The sequence below is a fragment of the Gynuella sunshinyii YC6258 genome (assembly GCF_000940805.1).
Lineage (GTDB): Bacteria > Pseudomonadota > Gammaproteobacteria > Pseudomonadales > Natronospirillaceae > Gynuella > Gynuella sunshinyii.
Map to the genome: position 1 here is coordinate 1556527 of NZ_CP007142.1, position 18292 is coordinate 1574818.

General features: G+C 49.0%; 16 protein-coding genes. 13 read left to right on the top strand and 3 right to left on the bottom strand.

Annotated elements, in window-relative coordinates; genetic code table 11:
• Nucleotides 1–53: 53 nt before the first annotated feature.
• Nucleotides 54–2213 carry a YccS family putative transporter gene (gene yccS, locus YC6258_RS06945; protein WP_245627018.1) on the bottom strand — a complete coding sequence of 720 codons (2160 nt, stop codon included), beginning with the start codon at nt 2211–2213 and terminating at the stop codon, nt 54–56.
• A 367-nt stretch (nt 2214–2580) separates the two neighbouring features.
• On the opposite strand from yccS, the gene YC6258_RS27120 reads away from it, so the two are divergent.
• Nucleotides 2581–4383: a sensor domain-containing diguanylate cyclase gene (locus tag YC6258_RS27120; protein WP_169748942.1), complete on the top strand. Its 1803-nt coding sequence runs from the start codon at nt 2581–2583 to the stop codon at nt 4381–4383.
• Nucleotides 4384–4644: 261 nt separating this feature from the next.
• A complete protein-coding gene (locus tag YC6258_RS06955; protein WP_044616375.1) occupies nt 4645–6624 on the top strand; it encodes a methyl-accepting chemotaxis protein in 1980 nt (659 codons plus the stop codon).
• 79 nt (nt 6625–6703) lie between these two features.
• Here YC6258_RS06955 and YC6258_RS06960 read toward each other — a convergent pair whose 3' ends face one another.
• The gene (locus YC6258_RS06960) at nt 6704–7588 is read right to left on the bottom strand and encodes a 1,4-dihydroxy-2-naphthoate polyprenyltransferase (RefSeq protein WP_044616376.1); all 885 of its coding nucleotides are present in this window, start codon (nt 7586–7588) and stop codon (nt 6704–6706) included.
• 16 nt (nt 7589–7604) lie between these two features.
• The gene (locus YC6258_RS06965; RefSeq protein WP_044616377.1) at nt 7605–8423 is read right to left on the bottom strand and encodes an HAD family hydrolase; all 819 of its coding nucleotides are present in this window, start codon (nt 8421–8423) and stop codon (nt 7605–7607) included.
• 1045 nt (nt 8424–9468) lie between these two features.
• On the opposite strand from YC6258_RS06965, the gene YC6258_RS06970 reads away from it, so the two are divergent.
• The 11 genes from YC6258_RS06970 to YC6258_RS07020 all read left to right on the top strand — a co-directional run bounded on the left by YC6258_RS06970 (nt 9469) and on the right by YC6258_RS07020 (nt 18288).
• The gene (locus YC6258_RS06970; protein WP_044616378.1) at nt 9469–9885 is read left to right on the top strand and encodes a VOC family protein; all 417 of its coding nucleotides are present in this window, start codon (nt 9469–9471) and stop codon (nt 9883–9885) included.
• Nucleotides 9882–10673, top strand: coding sequence for a pterin-binding domain-containing protein (locus tag YC6258_RS06975; protein ID WP_044616379.1), 792 nt, complete (start codon nt 9882–9884; stop codon nt 10671–10673). The genes YC6258_RS06970 and YC6258_RS06975 overlap by 4 nt, the downstream gene beginning before the upstream one ends.
• 151 nt (nt 10674–10824) lie before the next feature.
• Entirely contained in the window at nt 10825–11106 is a 282-nt protein-coding gene (locus YC6258_RS06980) for a MoaD/ThiS family protein (protein ID WP_044616380.1), read from the top strand.
• A 5-nt stretch (nt 11107–11111) separates the two neighbouring features.
• Nucleotides 11112–11546 (top strand): M67 family metallopeptidase, encoded by a 435-nt coding sequence (locus YC6258_RS06985; RefSeq protein WP_044616381.1) that lies wholly within the window; start codon nt 11112–11114, stop codon nt 11544–11546.
• Between the two features lie 220 nt (nt 11547–11766).
• Complete coding sequence (gene moeB, locus YC6258_RS06990; RefSeq protein ID WP_044616382.1) at nt 11767–12948, top strand: molybdopterin-synthase adenylyltransferase MoeB; 1182 nt, start codon at nt 11767–11769, stop codon at nt 12946–12948.
• Entirely contained in the window at nt 12948–13253 is a 306-nt protein-coding gene (locus tag YC6258_RS06995) for a DUF1330 domain-containing protein (protein ID WP_044616383.1), read from the top strand. Before moeB ends, YC6258_RS06995 begins: the two co-directional genes overlap by 1 nt.
• 167 nt (nt 13254–13420) lie before the next feature.
• Nucleotides 13421–14674, top strand: a complete 1254-nt coding sequence (locus tag YC6258_RS07000) for a glycoside hydrolase family 18 protein (RefSeq protein WP_052830125.1) — start codon at nt 13421–13423, stop codon at nt 14672–14674.
• 83 nt (nt 14675–14757) lie between these two features.
• Nucleotides 14758–15927 carry an aminotransferase class I/II-fold pyridoxal phosphate-dependent enzyme gene (locus YC6258_RS07005; RefSeq protein WP_044616384.1) on the top strand — a complete coding sequence of 390 codons (1170 nt, stop codon included), beginning with the start codon at nt 14758–14760 and terminating at the stop codon, nt 15925–15927.
• The gene (gene sfsA / locus YC6258_RS07010) at nt 15917–16624 is read left to right on the top strand and encodes a DNA/RNA nuclease SfsA (protein ID WP_044616385.1); all 708 of its coding nucleotides are present in this window, start codon (nt 15917–15919) and stop codon (nt 16622–16624) included. The genes YC6258_RS07005 and sfsA overlap by 11 nt, the downstream gene beginning before the upstream one ends.
• Nucleotides 16624–17502, top strand: a complete 879-nt coding sequence (locus YC6258_RS07015; RefSeq protein ID WP_044616386.1) for a DMT family transporter — start codon at nt 16624–16626, stop codon at nt 17500–17502. Before sfsA ends, YC6258_RS07015 begins: the two co-directional genes overlap by 1 nt.
• 6 nt (nt 17503–17508) lie before the next feature.
• The gene (locus tag YC6258_RS07020; RefSeq protein WP_052830126.1) at nt 17509–18288 is read left to right on the top strand and encodes a glucosaminidase domain-containing protein; all 780 of its coding nucleotides are present in this window, start codon (nt 17509–17511) and stop codon (nt 18286–18288) included.
• The last annotated feature ends 4 nt before the right edge of the window (nt 18289–18292 follow it).

Genomic DNA, 18292 nt, shown 5'->3' on the forward strand with positions numbered 1-18292 from the left:
GGTTTGCCGGATTGGGAGCTTGGGAATCCCCCAGGCACAAGCGGTAAGCATGGTCAGATATTGTTGCCTTTCCCTGCTATTTTTTCTGCCAGTGTATGCAGTTCAGGCAGCAGCCGATAAATCAGCTGCAACTGTTGTAACACCAGTCGGGCTGAGCTTTCATCTTCATCACGCCACTCGTTGAGCCGTTGCTCGAGTTCGCTTTGTCCTATTGTACTCAGATCCATGCTGTGATCTTTGTTGTTGAGCTGCTTGTGCAGTGTTTCCAGGTGTCTGTGGATCAGGTTGTGGCTGTCTATGACCAGCTGATGGGTGGGGGCCTGTATAAGTTTTGTCCGGTGTGCACCCAGTGCTGAGATATAACCCAGTATTGCATGGCTCAGTGTTAAAAAGCGAAAACTTTCCTCGACTGATATACGGTATTTATCCGGTTCAGATAACATGTTGCTGATGGAGACAGACAAATTGGCGTCCTGATTGTGGGCATAACGGCGGGCGATGCGATAGTTCAGATTATCTTTTTTTCCGATTAGATATTGTTCGATAATCTGCGCCAGATAATCCTGGTTGGCTTGCACCGCATCAGCCAGTACTTTGTGTAACCGGCGTGCATGCCAGTCTGGCAGTATTCTGGTGACAGCAACAACCGCCAGTGCACATCCAACCAGAGTGTCTGCCAACCGTGGCAGAACCACAGCATAACCTTCACCGAGTTGGTTAAAGCAGAACAGTACAAGCAAGGTAATAAACCCGGTTGCATATCCGTAGTTATTCAGGCGGAAGGCAAAAAACAGGACTCCTGAGATGACGATGAAGACCAGCTGACTTTCATGGGAAGGAAACACTGTCAGTAAAAATGCACCAATCAACAGGCCGGCAATGGTGCCAATGACCCGATTGACCAGTTTTTTCCGGGTGGCACTGTAGTTGGGCTGGCAGACAAACAGAGTGGTCAACATAATCCAGTACCCTCGTTCCAGTCCCAAGGCCTGTATGATGCCGTAACCAACCGTCAGCGCGATCGATAAGCGGATTGCATGACGAAATATCCGAGAATCCTTATTCAAATGACTGCTGATCCGCCGCCACATGGTACGAATGGTGTGCGGGTCAGTGTCGTTAAGAGCCCCCTCGTCGGTTTGTCGGGCATCTGGATTGTTCAGGTTTTCGATCTGACTGCTGATCATGGCAACATTGTCGAACAGATACGTCAGCTGGGTAATCAGATTTTTTGGGCCGGGATTCTGCTGGCCTTTCAGGTAGCTCATGGCACTGATCAGTTCTTCCAGTGCCTGGACGGCTTTACTGCTGTGTTCGTATGGTCGACCCATCTTGATGGCATGAGCAATATCACGATAGCATTGTGCGTGGGTCTGTAACAGATATTGAAAACGGAACAGAATATCTGAACGCTCAAAGGCTCGGGCCAGATCCTGATACCGATAGTGAGTGGAACTGACTCTTTCGTGGATGTCCTGGGCAATAAAATAAATATTTAAAAAACGATCACTCGGGCCGCCGATACGACCTCGCCTTGAGCGGGAGAGAAAGGTTGCCTTACAGTTATTCAGTGACTGCACCGTACTGACATTAAGCCTGGCTTCCTTGATCCGTAAAGGCTGAGGAATCAGGTTATCGACCGGATGAAATAGTTCAGCTTTGACATCAATGTAATCCGCCAGGTCTAAAAATACGCTGGCAAGACTTTGCTGTACCGGTTGCATCGGCCAGATAGCCTGCCAGGTCATCGATACCAGGTAGTACCAGGCAGCACCAGAAAGCAGCATGACGGGTTGAAACCACAGGTTAGTGCTTTGGTGAGCACCGATCATTGTGTAGATGGCCAGCAACAGAGATCCGAATGCGATGCTGCTGTATTTTGGACCCAGCGACCCTAAAATAATAAAGCCAAAGGTTGAGCTGAAAAGTCCGATGGCAAACAGTATCGGATAATCAAACAGCAACTCGACTGAGAACGCCGCCAGCGCAAAACAGCATAAAGTCAGTACGAGAGCTTTAATCCTTCCACTGAAGCTATCATCACTTTCTGCCAGTGCTGCTGCAATAATACCCAGGATCAAAGGGATGATCAGGTCAATGCGCTGCCAGTACCAGGCAGGTATCACCACTCCCAGTAAGGTCACCAGAATCAAGAAACTGTAATTGATCGTTTTGTTTGCCCAATACAGGCGTAATGTTTGCAGCCACTGCACGTTCGTTTGAAACCTCTGGATGGTCATCACCATGGAGTAAGTGTATCAAATGGACGGCGTTTGTTTATGATCCGTACCAGCTGAAGTGAACTCTCTACGATGTATTTCTCAACATGGCAGGATACTCGTGGGGTGACCGGGCAATGGGCCAGGAGCGTTTATTTTTATGCACTGATTTGGGTCTTTTCTCTCCGATATTGCCGGCGGATTAGATATCGGTCAAAAGCAGAGAGGTTTCTGTCAGTTTCAGCTCATATTGACTGAAAAATGTTGATACAATCACATTTTCATGGTGATCACAGTCACTAATTTTCCGTCGATGTCATTTATTCTTAGTAAACATGTATTGCTTTTCTGGATTTTGTCGTTGTTGTCATCACGATTATGGGCGGCGATGGAGTTTCAGGTTAGTCAGCAACTTCTGGATCATCATCCTGTTGTTTTAAATGGGACATGGTTATTTCATTGGAATGCATTATTGCCTCCGGACTCTGTTGCGGACCCGGCCATACAATGGCAAACCGTCACGGTGCCGGGAATCTGGAATGATGTGGTGTCCGATAAGGATCCAATGAATCATGGTGTTGCCACGTATGCCACTCAGTTAAATTTTGAAGGTGCACTGACTGAACCTGTGGTGGTGAGGTTGATTCGCATCAGTGAAGCCTTTCATTTTTACCTCGTCAGTGAAGATGGTCAAAACATCATAGATTTGTTTGAAGGTGGAGAGGTGTCGGCTGATCCGCGCCATAATGTTATCGCGCCGGACTATCTGTCATTCGCACTTCCGCCTGTCCAGGGGCGTTACTGGCTGGTATTACAGGTTTCCAAGTTTAATTTTTACAAAGGTGGTCTTCGTACCGCTGTTACCATCGATCTGCGCCAGCGCTATAACCGCAATCGTATACTGGTGGTTTTACTGCATGGTATTGCCATTGGCGCGCTGCTTTACATGGCACTTAATCACCTGCAGATTTATCTAAACCGGCGCCAGAACACCAGTTCGCTGTTAATAGCCGTAGCCTGCCTGTTTGTTGCGTTCAGGTGCTTTGTTGGTTTCGGGTATTTGGAGCAGATGTTTCCCTGGGTCCGTAATGCCATAGCCATCTGGCGATTTCGACTGGAACTTACCACGATTGCAATACCCGCTTCCATCTGGTTGCACTTTTACCTTTATCTGTTCCGACAGGTGTATCCGCAGCGTTTACTGCGATATTCCTGGATGGGATCGATTGTCCTGACATTGAGTATTTTTCTGACTCCAGCGGACTGGCTGGCATATCTGATATTACCGGCTGAGGAGGTGTGGCTGGTATTGAATATGCTGGTGATTCTGTACGTGTTGGTCAGAGCCACGACCCAACGGCTTACCGGTGCCCGTTTGTCACTGGCTATTTTTTTTCTGCTGGTTGTCGGTGCGGTCAATGACCTGCTATTAAGTCTGGCCCCCGGTTACGGGTTTTATGTCATGGAATATATATTACTCGTGTATGCCGTGCTGTTGTTTCTGTTGGTCCATTCGCAACTGCTGGCCAGGCAATTTGCCAATTCTGTGAGTAATGAAATTCGTTTGCTGGATGACAACCGGAAGCTGGTTCGACAGCGTGAACAGGCAGAACTGGCGGCTATTATTGATCATCTGACCGGGGTGTTAAACCGTAAGGGGCTGGAGCAACGGCTTGAGCGGGCCTGGAATCGTTGTATCGATGATCACGAAGTTATTTCAGTTTTACTCATTGATGCCGATCACTTTAAAAAGCTGAATGACCAATATGGTCATTTAATTGGAGATCAGGCATTAATGCATCTGGCGAAGGTGATTTCGATGACCAAACTGCGTATCCATGACTTTATTGGGCGCTGGGGGGGTGAAGAGTTCATGGTAGTGGTGCCGGGAGCGGATATTCATATTGCCGCCGGCATCGCAGAAACCATTCGCGCTTCGATAGAGCACAGTGAATTCGGCGAAAGTGATCTCGATATTCGTTTGACGGTCAGCATTGGCGTGGCCGGTACCCGTCCCGGGATGCATAAAACTTCACTGAAGCAGTTGATTCAGTTGGCAGATGAAGCGCTGTATGCCGCCAAATCCGGTGGGCGAAACCGCGTTGAAGCTTATTTACCAACCACAACAGAACCTCCATTGGAGTCGTTTGAACAGAGTTCATAGCTTTTCTGAAACAGACATAAGTTATGTTAAATACTTGCAACAGAGATAACCCCTTTTGTGTCTGGGAAAATCAGAATAAGTGTTTATCATGATATCTGTGTGTGTTTTGTTCCGTCGAACTAACGGCATAACAGTTACTTCGATTGGCACTTTATTGGTGCAGAAACAGAACGTGGAACGTAAAGCCCAATGGGTATTGATCAACCGGCACTGGCTTGTGTCGAGGGGTTGCTTTAATTAACTCTGGAGTTGAAGTTAGAGATGAAGTTGCAGTTAACTGTGGTTCAACGGGTTGTTATTTCTTTTTTATTGGTGGGTTTTTTATTACTTGGAATTGGTTTTACCGCGATTGTCTCGCAAAAAAAGGCATTGCGTACGGTAGAATTTTATAACACGGAGTTGACGCCCAATATCATTAACCATGCTGAACTGAGCGTGGCTGTACTGTCTGCCAACAAAGCCCTCACGCAGTTTTCCAAAAGTAATGAAGATACCCGGCTGGATAGTTATCGTGGTGAATTCACGGAAGCTATGGATCGTTATCAGCGGGTCATCCGTCAGGTGAATGTTGATAATGATGGACTCACAAAAGCCAATAATCTGGTTCAGCAGTTTCAGCAGGCCGCCAATGATTTTATGCTGCAGCATCGCCAGACTCTGAAGCTGATCAGTGAAGAAACAGCCCGGCTGGAGAAGTTCAACAGCGAAGTTTTTTTCATGGCAGGTGATATCAAGGAACTGATAGAAGCAGCGCAAGACAACAACGAAGATCTGTGGAATCTTGGCTCGGCTGAAAAGACCGCACTTGGGGTATCCAGTGCCATCTCTGCTATTCGCAATCTCAACAGCGCAGCCGATTATGGAGAAAAGATCGCTTTTGCCGATTCCATGCTCAGTGATTATAAATCCAAGGTGGATCAGCTGGGTAAGGTTGATCAGCAAAATAACGGCATATTGACGCATTATTATGACGTGCTACGTGCCGAAGTGCAGTCAGATGACGGGCTGATCAAATTACATGGCCGGATACTGACACAGCAGACCGGTCAGGAACAGGCACTGGAACAGATTACGGATAACGTTTCTCAGGTGCAGACTCTGTTGGAAGGTGAGTTTGATGCATTACAGGTTTCCTCCAATCGTGAAGCCAGTCGTGCCATTGACCGGACCAGGCAATCGATCATGGTGCTGGAGGTGCTGTTGGCACTGGCGTTGTTCATTGCCGTTGTGGTGACCTTCAATGTGGCCTCAAGTATTCGTAAACCCCTTAATGGACTGCAGGATTTTCTGAATAAAGTCTCTAAAGGTGATCTGACTGGCCTGATTCGTAATCATCGTAACGATGAGTTTGGCCAGATAGCCCGTTCTGTTGATGTGCTGGTGGAGTGGCTGCGCGAAATGATTTCCGGTATCCATAAAGATTCCAGTCAATTACTGGAGATTGCCGAACGCTCCGACAGCAGTTCGAAGACTGTCAGTGAAACCGCCACGGAGCAGAAACATCGCACAGAAAGTGTGACCACGGCGGTTTCGACCATGCAGTCTGAAAGTCATGAAATGGTCGATAATGCCAGCCGTTCATCACAGGAGGTAAACCGTCTCAATGATTCCGCCAGGGACAATCGTCGGAACATGGAGAAAAACATTGCCCTGATCAGTGAACTCGGTCAGAACCAGAGCTCCGCGACTCAAGTGGTGGCTGATCTGCAGAAGGCGACGGAGACTATTTCCAGCATCTTGTCGGTGATTGAGGGAATCTCAGAACAAACCAATCTGCTGGCTTTGAATGCGGCTATTGAAGCCGCTCGTGCGGGGGATCAGGGGCGAGGATTTGCGGTGGTGGCGGATGAAGTCCGTAACCTGGCACGCAAGACCCAGGATTCTACTGAAGAAATCCATCGAATGATTACCAGTCTGATCGAACAGGCGGGTAAAACCTCAGAGCTGATGCAGGTAAATGAATCCCTCGCTCAACAATGTGTACAGCAATCCACCTCGACCGGCCATGCGCTGGAAGAGATGCTCAACGGATTGGCGCAAATCAGTGCCATGAGTGGTGCCATCGTCAATGCTGCCGAGAAACAGAATGTGGCGGCGTATGATGTTATGGAAAATATCCGCGCAATCGCCAGAATGGCCCAAAATGCAGTCGACCAGTCGCAAGTGTCGGTTCAGGATAATATCGAGCTGAAACAGTTTGCTGATCATCTGTACAGTCTGATCAAGCAGTTCAAGGTGTAATCGGCTGGTAAGGAAGATAACCACCGGAGGTGTAACCCTGAACCGTCAAACATGGTCAGGGTACGATAGACCCGGCAGCTCACAGATGACTGATGATCAGCCCGGTGCCCACGAGCACCGCAAATAACAGCAGATACTTTGCGGTCTCCGCCAACTGCTGATTCAGTGCCTGACCACTACGTTCCGGCAATTTTTTGATCAGCTTCATCAACCAGGGAATACTCAGAAACGGCAGTGCCGGGCCCACGTCTTTGGCCGTGTGCACAAATAACCAGGTTTGAATCAGCAATGGTGTGATGACCAGTATCTGATACAGGCGCCGACTGTTTTCCAGCCCCAGTCTCACCGCCAGAGTACGCTTGCCGGCCTGCTGATCGGTGGGAATATCCCGGATATTGTTGACCAGCATGATGGCGGCACTTAACAGCCCCATCTGTATGGCCACCCAGATTCCTGTGGCAGTGACAGTTTGAAGGTGCAGGTACTGGGTACCGAGCACTGCGGCAATACCAAAAAAGATAAATACCGTGACTTCGCCGAGCCCCAGTGATGCCAGAGGGAAAGGACCGCCACTGTACCAGAACACGCAGATCACCGAAGTGATGGCGATGGTCAGAATGGGCCAACCTCCGGTCCAGATCAGATACAGGCCGATCAACACCGCCAGCACCACCGTGATGATGGCTGACCACAACATCATAGCCGGAGTTACGTGACCTGATTGTATAGCCCTTACGGGGCCCTGACGCTGATCGGTATCCACACCGGAGCGGTAGTCGAAATAGTCGTTGGCGAAGTTCACTGATATTTGCAGCAGTAGTGCGCACAGCATGGTTAACGCCGCAGTCAGCAGGCGAAAATCAGGTCCGAGACAGAGCAGGTTGGCCACCAGAATAGGACTGATGGACGCAGGCAGAGTTTTAGGCCGGATGGCGATAATCCAGGGATTGCTAGCAATAGACATATTAAAATTTGATTAATCAGAGGTTGAAACGTTTTCTCAGGAATTTGGCAATACCGTCTTCGTCATGATGGCCGATGACTTCAGTGGCCATTGCCTTGATATTGTCTTCTGCATTGGCGGGAGCGTAGGCTTCATCAGCGACTTCAAACATGCTGACATCATTTTCACCGTCGCCAAAGCAGATAACGCGTTCAAAACCATGTTCCTGTTTAAGCAGTTGAATGGCACCGCCTTTGCTGGCATTACAATGATGAACATCCATCCAGAAATGTCCTGGAGTATACATATCTTCACCATAGTAAGCGGTCAGATGGGCCATGTTTTTCAGTCGGCTGATGACCTTGCCCGTCAACTCGCCCTGGCCGGACGTGCTGATGTTGGTGATACCATCTTCGGGTAATGCTTCCATGGGAAAAACATGACGACTGGTACGGTCTTTCAGCTCTGCATAAAAGGCATGATCGAAAGAGGATTGTAGTTCACCGTGGTATACCGCTTGTTGATGCTGGTCATCGATGGTCATCACAAACGGGGTCAATGATGACTCGGCAAAGGCTTCCAAAACCTCGGTGACTTCCACGCGTGTCAGGCAGTTTTTGTGACTGAAAGACTGAGTTTGTGGATTCCAGATGACCACCCCGTTTTTGTAGATCTGGGGTAATGGAAAGCGGTGACCGGCAAAGCAGGGCACCGCAGCATGCAGGGTTCTGCCAGTGGCAACGGTGTAAGCGATATTTCGCTCTCCCAGCAGCGCCAGTGTCTCCAGCGTAAAAGCAGATATCTGCTGTTGTCCGTTTAGCAGTGTTCCATCCAGGTCAAAAACAATCAGTTCCAAAATACGACTCCCGAAAATACATGAGTGATAAGTGTACGTGATAGATGGGGGCAGGCACTAATGATTAGTCGTTTACCGGATGTTGTTTTGTGGTTTCAGCGGATCATGAGTGATTCCGAACCAGCGACAGGTGCCGTACTTTTGCACCATATCAGGCCAGTCGGTGGTCAATTTGCATTGATGCAGGTGACGACTCTGCCTCCAGCAGGTTGTTGATTTTTGTGTCTGGGGCAGTGAGTACGGCGCTAACAATCAATAACCCGCTGGCCGGAGGCAAAAAACGATAACGGTTTCAAGCTGTTCTGTCTCAGGTATCAACGGCAAGTGTAAGGTACCGCTTTCCAGTGGGCGCCAGCGGAGCCAAACGTCAGTGCCTGCGGCTTCAGGGATATTTTGAATAGGCCAGGCCAATACCCATACCGTTCACTTGAGCTTTGATGTTGTCGTTGAACATGTGGCTGTATCGCTGGATCAACGACTATTGGCAAATAGATGTTGTCGCAGCCAGGGCCCATATTTGTAGAGTAGGCGGTTTGTGTGAGTTGGAGCTTTGTTCAGAGCAACAAAATGGATGATAAAAATAATCGGGTGTTGATCGGATTCACAGTTGGATCCGTTGCGAAATACAGCTCAATCCTTCCATGAAGTATCTGTCGACCACAGCCTGCCATCTTGTACCTGGTTTATGGTGACGTATTAGGTCGATCCAGCATAAACGATTTCTGTTTGAAAATACCAAAAGTGCCAGTGTGTTTCCTGTGTCCGAGTGGCCGCTATCCGGCTTCTCCTGTTTTTTGTGAACTGTTTTTGCTGGAGGATTCAAAAATGGCTTCATTAGAGCATGGATTGTTTTCTGAAATTATAAGAAAAATCAGAAATATATGTTCGAATATTTTTAATTGGTTCGAGTACCTAAAAGCTGTTGAAATAAGTGTGAGGCGGTATTCATTGTTAAATATTTTTAGATGTCTCTGGTCGCTTCTCTAATCTATCTTTGCTGTGCTGTTTCAGCTTTTTATTAAATATTTTTTGTAAGAGGACAAAAATGCCTAGTTTGAGACATATTGCAATTGCTGTTTCCGATCCCTGGAAATCCGCTGAATTTTATGAAAAAGCATTTGGAATGAGGCGGGTAACGGAGGCGCGTGCATCAATTGGAGATGCAGTTTTTTTAACGGATGGCGTTATGAATCTGTCATTATGCCGTTATAACGCAGACGAACCCGCCGGCAAGGTTGGGAAAGACTATGTAGGTTTGCACCATATCGGTTTCTGGGTTGAGGATATCGATAAAACCCAGGCTGATATCGAAGCAGCCGGCGGTACTTTCTGGATGGGTGAGGTGCCCGAGGACCGTGCCCGAAATGTTTTTTATGAAGTGAAATACCATGATATCGATGGTGTTGTCGTGGATATCACTCACACTGGATGGCAGGGTGCGAAAGCCCCGGAAGACGAATGAAACCACAACGGTTACCCTGTAGGGTGGTGTTGGGAGATCTCGATTATGTGGCTGACTCCGGTTTGATCCGACGGAATTTTTCTGAGCCCTGGTCCGTCTGGGAAACACTGACACATGAAGCATTTTCGACAGCTGTTAGCGATGGTTATCGTTATATCAGTCTATATGCCCGTGGTAAGGGGATGACTGAAACGGAAGTGCTATTGCGACTGATGACAATTGCCAATGAATACCCTGACATTTCTGTTCTGCTGCATCATTTTGATCACCAGGCGGTGGTCCCGGCATTACAGACAGGGCGTGGTCGGGTATTGTTGAGCTATGTCTCCGGTGAATCGTGGATGCGGTCGGATATCGCTGCACTGCTGACACAATATCAACCTCAACTGGTAGTCCAGCCAATTAATGACGCTGGTATTCCCGCGACTGCGGAAGAGCGTCTTGAAATCGTCGAGGATTTATATCAGATGTTTGAGCCGGCCGGTCTGCTTCGGGAGAATGTCTTTGTGGATGCTCTCAGCCCGTCACTGGGAGTCTTACCGTTTCCCTTACAGGTTAGTGTCGACACTGTCACCCTGGCCACAGCTCATGGTTTTTCCTCGATTGCCTGGCCAGCCAACGCCGGTCTTGGTCACGGTGATCAGGCAGAAACTGTGGCCGCCGTATTTGCTTCTGCTCTGGTTCAGGCAGGCTTGTCCATGGCGGTGGTGTCGTCGAAACAAACATTGTTGCTGAATTCTATTGATATCAGTAACCGCATTATCGGCAGTTCTGCTGACGAAATATAAATGGTAACCCGGTAACGTTGTTTGCTCTATCCGGTTCCGGTTGATTTCTGTTGCTGGAAAATCGGTCAGAAAAAAGTTACCCACACGTTCACCATATCGGTTTTATTCGTTTCAGTGCCGATTATGTCTTTCTTGATTACAGGTTATGTCTATGAGTATTAAATTAAATATTGTCTTGCAGCCTCCGTTAGACGCATTGTTTCCTCATGTAGAGGATACCTTTGAAACCCAGGATGGAAATCTTGTTGCCACACTTACTGCACTTTGTGCGGATTCTGAAGCGGCACAAAAACAGGTTTTACACGGAGAAGAGCTCAGTCCCTATATTCATGTGTTCATCAATGGTCGTCAGGTGACAGCACGAATGCTGGCTGATGTCTCTTTGCAAGAGGGTGATGAACTGTGTCTGCTGACCGCTATCCGGGGAGGCTGAACGCGATGTCACTTGAGGATCATCGGTGTCCGGTGATTGACATCGACATTAGTCAGCAGATTATCGCTCATTGTCAGTCGGTCTGGCCGAATCAGGCCTGTGGTCTGGTCTTGTTTGATGACAGCAATCAGGCGTGTGCCGTTGAAACTGTTTGTAACCGGGGTGCATGGCCTTATGGTTTTCAAATTCCGCCAGAATCACAAATGTCCGCTTTTCAAAGGGCGCGGCAGGCTGGCTGGAGAATTAACGGTGTCTATCATTGTCATACTGTTTCAGAGGCCATTCCCACCGGCCGCGATCTGAAACGCCCGGTACCCACTGGTTTCGTTTACATTATCGTGTCGTTGTTGAATCCGGATATACCAGTATTGCGGGCCTGGTTGTTTGAAAACGATGAACCGGTGGAAGTCGCGAACTTCTGCTATTCACACGGCAATTAAATAGATTGTCCTGATCTATCGAATTGTTATTCCATAAAATCTGGCAGGGATGAGCGAACCTCTTGATCTCATGAGGCTCGCATTAGCAGAGTGTTGGTTTGCAACGTAAGCAAAAAATCAACGACCTGTTAGTGTTTAGCCAATGGTGATGCATCCCTGCATTACATATTAACCTGACATCATTAATTGCCAGATTAATAAACTAAGGTAAATATAAATTATGAGTATAGTTACTTCTGAACAGCTGGTGGCACGTTTGCAGCAGCAGATTGCACAGCTGGAGCCGGAGGAATTTGCCACACCGGAATGGCGGAAAAAAGCAGTATTGTTTGATATTCGCGATGTTCAGGATGCTGCAGATGGCGTAATACCCGGAGCCAATCTGGTCACCCAGCGTTTTATTGAGTTGGATATTGGCAGGTATCAGCTGGAGCAGGATCAGCCCATTGTCATCTGCTGCTATGGTGGGCGCATGTCTCTGCTCGCTGCACGATCGTTGACAGAGCTGGGATATCGGAATGTTTATTCCCTGCGCGGCGGTTTTAGCGCCTGGAAAGATGCTGGTTTTCCGGTCGTTAAACCGGTTACCCTGGATGCCGCTGAGCGCAAGCGTTACAGCCGTCACTTGTCGTTACCTCAGGTTGGAGAGCAGGGACAATTGAAGCTGAAGGCCGCGAGGGTTGCCATTGTCGGTGCGGGAGGGCTGGGTTCGCCGATTGCGTTGTATCTGGCGGCGGCCGGGGTGGGTTATCTGCGTCTGATCGATCCGGATGTCGTGGAGGACAGTAATCTGCAGCGTCAGGTCATCCATAGTACTGCCACCGTTGGATTGCCAAAGGTGGAGTCCGCCCGGCAGCGTATGTTGGAGCTGAATCCCTTTATCGAGGTTGATGCCAGATGTGAGCGATTGAATGTTGAAAATGCTGCCGACCTGCTCGCAGGTGTGGATATTGTTATCGATGGATCAGATAACTTTGATACTCGCTACAGTGTAAATTCTGCCATTATCACCAATCGTCAGATTCTGGTCTCCGCGAGCATTTTTCAGTTTAGTGGCCACATTTCCGTATTTGCTCCTCATCTCGACCAACCTTGTTATTCCTGTCTGTACCCGGTCAGAACTCCGAATGAACTGGCTCCCAGTTGTTCAGCAGCTGGGGTGATCGGTGCTTTGGCCGGAGTCGTGGGCTTAATGCAGGCCATGGAAACAATCAAACTGATTCTTGAAACAGGACAACCCCTGTACGGCAAAATGATGATTTACGATGGTTTACGTGGTACCACGAGGTTGTTGTCATTTGAACGTAATGACCATTGTCCGGATTGTGGCCGGGAACGGCGGTCAGTTGAAGAACTGAGTGCTCAGTCGAGTCATACAGCGTGTGGTATGGAGGGTTTGTGATGGCGGTTTATCTTGTAGCGGTTGTACATATTACTGATCCCGAAGCGTTTGAACGTGCGAGGAACGCGGCATCTTCCGCAACTGGCGAATATGGTGCCCGTTTTCTGGCCCGAGGCAGTCGCGATGTAGTGACACGGCAGTTGGAAATTATCGAGGGCGAACTCAATCCGGATCATGTGACGGTCATTGAATATCCCAGTATGGAACATGTGCGAGCATGGCTGGCCTCGGATGAATATAAAATGACCCGGGCACAACGGCAGGGCGCAGCGGAGTTCAGTCTTTTTTTGTTACCCGGTGCGTAGATTTACGGAATATATCAGGTTATTGTCAGTCTCGAATGTGACCGCATGATAAGGTCATATTGATGATGATTGGCCCAATACGTATTTAGTGTGGGTGAATAGCAATCGGAGGATTATTCAGTACCTCCGGAACTTTGACTGATAAGTTGAGACTGACTGGAGATCCGATGAATTTTCACAATTTTCTGACCCGTACTATGCAATGTATGGGAGTGCTAATGTTGAGTTGTATTGCTTTTTATAGCGTTGCTGATCGACTTGATTCCAGAATTCGAGAGCAGTTTCCGAAACATTCTGATGATAAAAAGGTCGTTGGATATTTTACCGAGTGGGGCATTTATGGCCGTAATTATCATGTTAAAAATATCCATGACAGTGGTTCCGCTGAACAACTGACTCATATTATTTATGCCTTTGGTAATGTTCAGGATGGACAGTGTCAGATTGGTGACAGTTATGCTGATTTTGAAAAAAAGTATGATGCTGAAGGCAGTGTGGATGGTGTCGCTGACAGTGATGAAGAAGGGGCTTTACGTGGTAACTTCGGTCAATTGCGACGGCTGAAGCAAATGTATCCACATCTGCGGATTCTGTGGTCGTTTGGTGGCTGGAGCTGGTCATCAGGTTTCTCTGAAGCGGTACAGAATCCGCAGACCTTTGCTGATTCCTGTTACCAGCTGGTGAACGATCCACGCTGGGCGGATGTTTTTGACGGTATCGATATTGACTGGGAATATCCAAATGACTGCGGCCTGAGCTGTGACACCAGCGGTTTCGACGGATACCGACAGTTACTGCAGGCCCTGCGGCAACGCTTTGGTGATCAGCTGGTGACTGCTGCCATTTCTGCCAATGAGTCCAAGTTGAATGTGGCTGACTATGCAGGTGCTGCCGAATATGTGGACTTCTACATGCTGATGTCATATGACTTTTTCGGTGCCTGGGACAGTACCGGACCCACCGCTCCACATTCGCCTCTATACGCGTATCCAGGCATTCCCGTTGGCTCATTTACGACTGACTATGCGGTTCAGGTCCTGAAGGACAAACAGATTCCTTCCGAAAAAATACTGCTGGGACTCGGGTTCTATGGTCGAGGCTGGACAGGCGTAAGCGAGTCCTGGCCAGGTGGTGGTGCAACAGCGCCGGCAGAAGGTGTTTATGAGGCTGGGGTCAACGATTACAAGGTATTGAAAGATATTTGTCCGGCAACCGGTGTGATTGGTGGAACCGCCTATGCTTACTGTGATGGTGATTGGTGGGGTTATGACACGCCTTATACGGTGTACAAAAAAATGCGCTATGCACGTCGTCAGGATCTCGGAGGCGCTTTTTTCTGGGAAATGAGTGGTGACACCGTTGATGGTGAACTGCTACACGCGATCAGCAGTGGGCTGGGCAGATACAGTTATCATCGCTGATGAAGTAAATGAATAGCAGACATGACTCCAGGCTGGCCTTTGGGTAGTATTCGGCCTTCTTTTTGGGCTCTGGAGATGTGGTAATGCAGGTACATCTGGCCGCGCGGCTGGCGAAAATCGCGCCGTTTCATGTCATGGCGCTATTGGCACGAGCGCGGGAGTTACAGGACCAGGGACGGGATATCGTTCATCTGGAAGTGGGGGAACCGGATTTCCCCACACCGCAGGCCATCATTGATGCGGCTCAGTCAGCCGTCGCCACTGGAGAGACCCGCTATACAGCGGCTCTGGGAATTCCCCGGCTCCGGCAGAAAATCGCTGATTTCTATCAGCAAAAATACCAGCTGCAGATTCCCGCTTCCCGTATCGCCGTCACTCCAGGCGCATCCGGAGCCCTGCAGCTGGCCTTCGCCGCCACTCTGAACAGTGGTGATGAGTTGATTCTGATCGAACCGGGCTATCCCTGTAACCGGCATTTTGCTGAGTTGTTTGGGATCCAGCCGGTGATTGTTAACACCGATCGTCACAATGGCTATCTGCCAACCCTTGAAGAACTGGAAACCGCGCGTACCTCCCGTACCCGGGGATTATTGCTGGCGTCACCCGGTAACCCTACCGGTACGGTCATTCCCAGAGCGCTGTTGCTGGAGATTATTGCATTCTGCCAGCGCCACGACATTCAGCTGTTTATGGATGAAATCTATCAGGGACTGGTATTCGACTGCGAGCAGACCGATACCGTTCTTCAATACGATCAGCGTGCCTGGGTCATTCAGAGCTTTTCCAAATACTTTCAGATGACTGGCTGGCGTCTGGGCTGGCTGGTCATGCCGGAGGGCTATGAGGATGCGGTGAATCGCATTGCCCAGAATATTTTCCTGTGCCCGCCAAGTATGTCCCAGTACGGGGCTGTCAGAGCCTTTGAGCCGGATGTCATTGAACTGCTGGAGCAACGCCGAAGCGAACTGCGGCAGCGCCGGGATATCCTCAAGCAGGGGCTGGAGCGACTGGGTTTTGTGATTGATGCCGCTCCGGACGGGGCGTTTTATCTGTATTGCGATGCATCTGCGTTTACCCGTGATGCCATGACATTTTGCTGGCAGTTGCTGGAACAGGCCGGGATTGCTGCTACCCCGGGCCAAGACTTTGGTGGAGCCCATCCCGATACCAGCATTCGTTTCGCCTATACTCAGCCGATAGCCGTGTTGCAGGAGGCGCTTGTGCGTCTGGAGAGTTTTATCGGTGCAGTTTGAACGGGCATTGGTCGAAGGCAGGCTCGTCCGCCGTTATCAGCGTTTCTTTATGGATGCCGAATTGCCGGATGGCCGTATTGTGACGGCTCATTGCCCCAATACCGGTTCCATGAAAAACCTGCTGCAGGCAGGCAGTCCGGTATGGCTGATGCCGAACGATGATCCAAAACGCAAGCTGCGGTATACCTGGGAGTTGCTTGAATTGCATGGTGAGATGATTGCCGTGAATACCCAGCGGGCCAATGCACTGGTGGCGGAGGCGCTCCAACAGCACTGGATTGCTGAGTTGGCGGATTATCATTCGCTGCGTTCTGAGGTGCGGTACGGACAGGAAAACTCCCGTATTGATTTCCTGTTGCAGCAACCGGGTTTGCCCGATTGTTATGTGGAAGTGAAAAATGTCACCTTAAAGGAAACTGACGGCAGCGGTTATTTTCCCGACGCGGTGACCAGTCGCGGTCAAAAACATTTGCGTGAACTGACACTTCTGGCACAGCAGGGATATGGTGCAGTACTGCTGTTTCATGTAGCACATAGCGGCATTATGACCGTGCGTGCTGCCGCTCATATCGATCCACAATATGCTGCGGCGCTGATCAGTGCCCGGCAGGCCGGGGTCAGAGTACTTTGTTATGGCAGCCGGGTATCTGTTTCCGGCATTTATTGTGATGTTGTACGGAGCTTTGAAGAGGACTGATGCGACTACCGCCATTTGTTTTTGCCATGCTGGCCAATTTGTTTTGGGCTGGCAATGCGATTGCCGGAAAGATGGCTGCGGGGCAGATTCCTCCGCTGACATTGAATTTTTGGCGCTGGTGTCTCGCTGCACTGATTCTTGCGCCGATTGCTGCGCCTCAGTCCTGGCGGCATCGAGTCTGGTTCTGGCAACATAAATGGCTGGTATTGGCCTTGTCCATTCTGAGTGTGACGCTCTATAACACGATTCAGTATCTGGCGCTGAAGTATACCAGCCCCGGTAATGTGGGCATTGTGACCGCTATGATTCCGGTTATTATTCTGATCATGAATATTCTGCTGTTTGGCCATCGGCCCAGTCGCTATCAGGTGTCAGGTATTGCATTGGCGCTGGCTGGAGTGGTGTATGTCCTCACGGGTGGAGATTTTACGGAGCTGAAGATCAATCGTGGCGATGCCGTTATGTTGTTGTCAGTATTATCATTTGCGACCTATTCTGTTTTGTTGCAGAAAGTTCCCAGGGAAATGGAAACCGGCGCGGTGCTGTTTGTGCTGATGCTGGTGGGCATTGTCTGTATGTTTCCTGCATATGCGTTTGAAGTAAACCAGGGTGGCCACTGGGACATGGGACAGGCAAGTAACTGGTACCTGCTGTTATATGTGGCAACATTGCCGTCCATCGGCTCTTATTACTGCTGGAATATTGCCATAAAACATGGAGGTTCGATGTTGACTGGCCTGAGTATTAATTTGTTGCCGGTGTTCGCGCTGGTACTGGCTTGGATGTTATTGGGTGATGCTGTTGAGTGGGTGCAATTAGTGGCAGTAGCATTGATTTTTTCCGGTATTTATGTGGCAACCAGGCGCAAGGATGTGTGAGGACTTATGATTAGATTTTCGTTGCTGACCGTATTGTTATTTCTGGTGTCCTGCCAGAAATACGATGATATTTTTCTGCCTCCTTTGATTGACCCCGTTGTGCGTTTGCATACCCCGCTACCTGACTTCGGTGCAATTCCGGATGTCGCGCTGAAAAAGCAGACGTTCTTCGAGTTTATGGCCCCTATTGTCGAGCAGGAAAACCTGCATATTTTGAAACTGCGGACAGCATTGTTACAGCTGCAGAAGAAGATGATGCAGCCCAACAGTCGGTTAAGTCGTTATCAGCAGTTATGGTTGAATAACATTGCCCGCAAATATGAAAGCAAGTTCTGTCAGGTCCTTGATCCAGCGTGTTTGGATGATCTGTTATTGCGGGTTGATAAAATTCCTGCGTCATTGGTGCTGGCACAGGCGGCTAATGAATCGGCCTGGGGTACATCCCGTTTTGCTCGCCGTGGTAATAACTTTTTCGGTCAATGGTGTTTTGTTCGTGGCTGTGGGATGGTACCCAGTCAGAGAGACGAAGGCTTTGTCCACGAGGTGAAAGTATTTAAGAGTGTTGATTATTCTGTGCGTGCCTATCTGTTAAATCTGAATACCAATCCCGCATATAAGAAATTGCGTAAGATTCGTCGGCAGCTGCGTGAGAATTCCAATATTCCTGACGGCACTAGCCTGGCAGTAGGACTTTCCAATTATTCCCAGCGCGGACAGGCTTATGTGCAGGAGATTATTCATATGATTGAGTATAACAATCTTAAAGATTACGAGATTGCTATCTGATAAA

Coding starts and splice junctions, on each gene's coding strand:
- moeB (WP_044616382.1), top strand. CDS start 11,767: ATGAGTATAGTTACTTCTGAACAGCTGGTGGCACGTTTGCAGCAGCAG.
- YC6258_RS06955 (WP_044616375.1), top strand. CDS start 4,645: ATGAAGTTGCAGTTAACTGTGGTTCAACGGGTTGTTATTTCTTTTTTA.
- YC6258_RS06975 (WP_044616379.1), top strand. CDS start 9,882: ATGAAACCACAACGGTTACCCTGTAGGGTGGTGTTGGGAGATCTCGAT.
- YC6258_RS06960 (WP_044616376.1), bottom strand. CDS start 7,588: ATGTCTATTGCTAGCAATCCCTGGATTATCGCCATCCGGCCTAAAACT.
- YC6258_RS07015 (WP_044616386.1), top strand. CDS start 16,624: ATGCGACTACCGCCATTTGTTTTTGCCATGCTGGCCAATTTGTTTTGG.
- YC6258_RS06995 (WP_044616383.1), top strand. CDS start 12,948: ATGGCGGTTTATCTTGTAGCGGTTGTACATATTACTGATCCCGAAGCG.
- YC6258_RS07000 (WP_052830125.1), top strand. CDS start 13,421: ATGAATTTTCACAATTTTCTGACCCGTACTATGCAATGTATGGGAGTG.
- YC6258_RS06985 (WP_044616381.1), top strand. CDS start 11,112: ATGTCACTTGAGGATCATCGGTGTCCGGTGATTGACATCGACATTAGT.
- YC6258_RS07020 (WP_052830126.1), top strand. CDS start 17,509: ATGATTAGATTTTCGTTGCTGACCGTATTGTTATTTCTGGTGTCCTGC.
- YC6258_RS06980 (WP_044616380.1), top strand. CDS start 10,825: ATGAGTATTAAATTAAATATTGTCTTGCAGCCTCCGTTAGACGCATTG.
- YC6258_RS07005 (WP_044616384.1), top strand. CDS start 14,758: ATGCAGGTACATCTGGCCGCGCGGCTGGCGAAAATCGCGCCGTTTCAT.
- YC6258_RS06970 (WP_044616378.1), top strand. CDS start 9,469: ATGCCTAGTTTGAGACATATTGCAATTGCTGTTTCCGATCCCTGGAAA.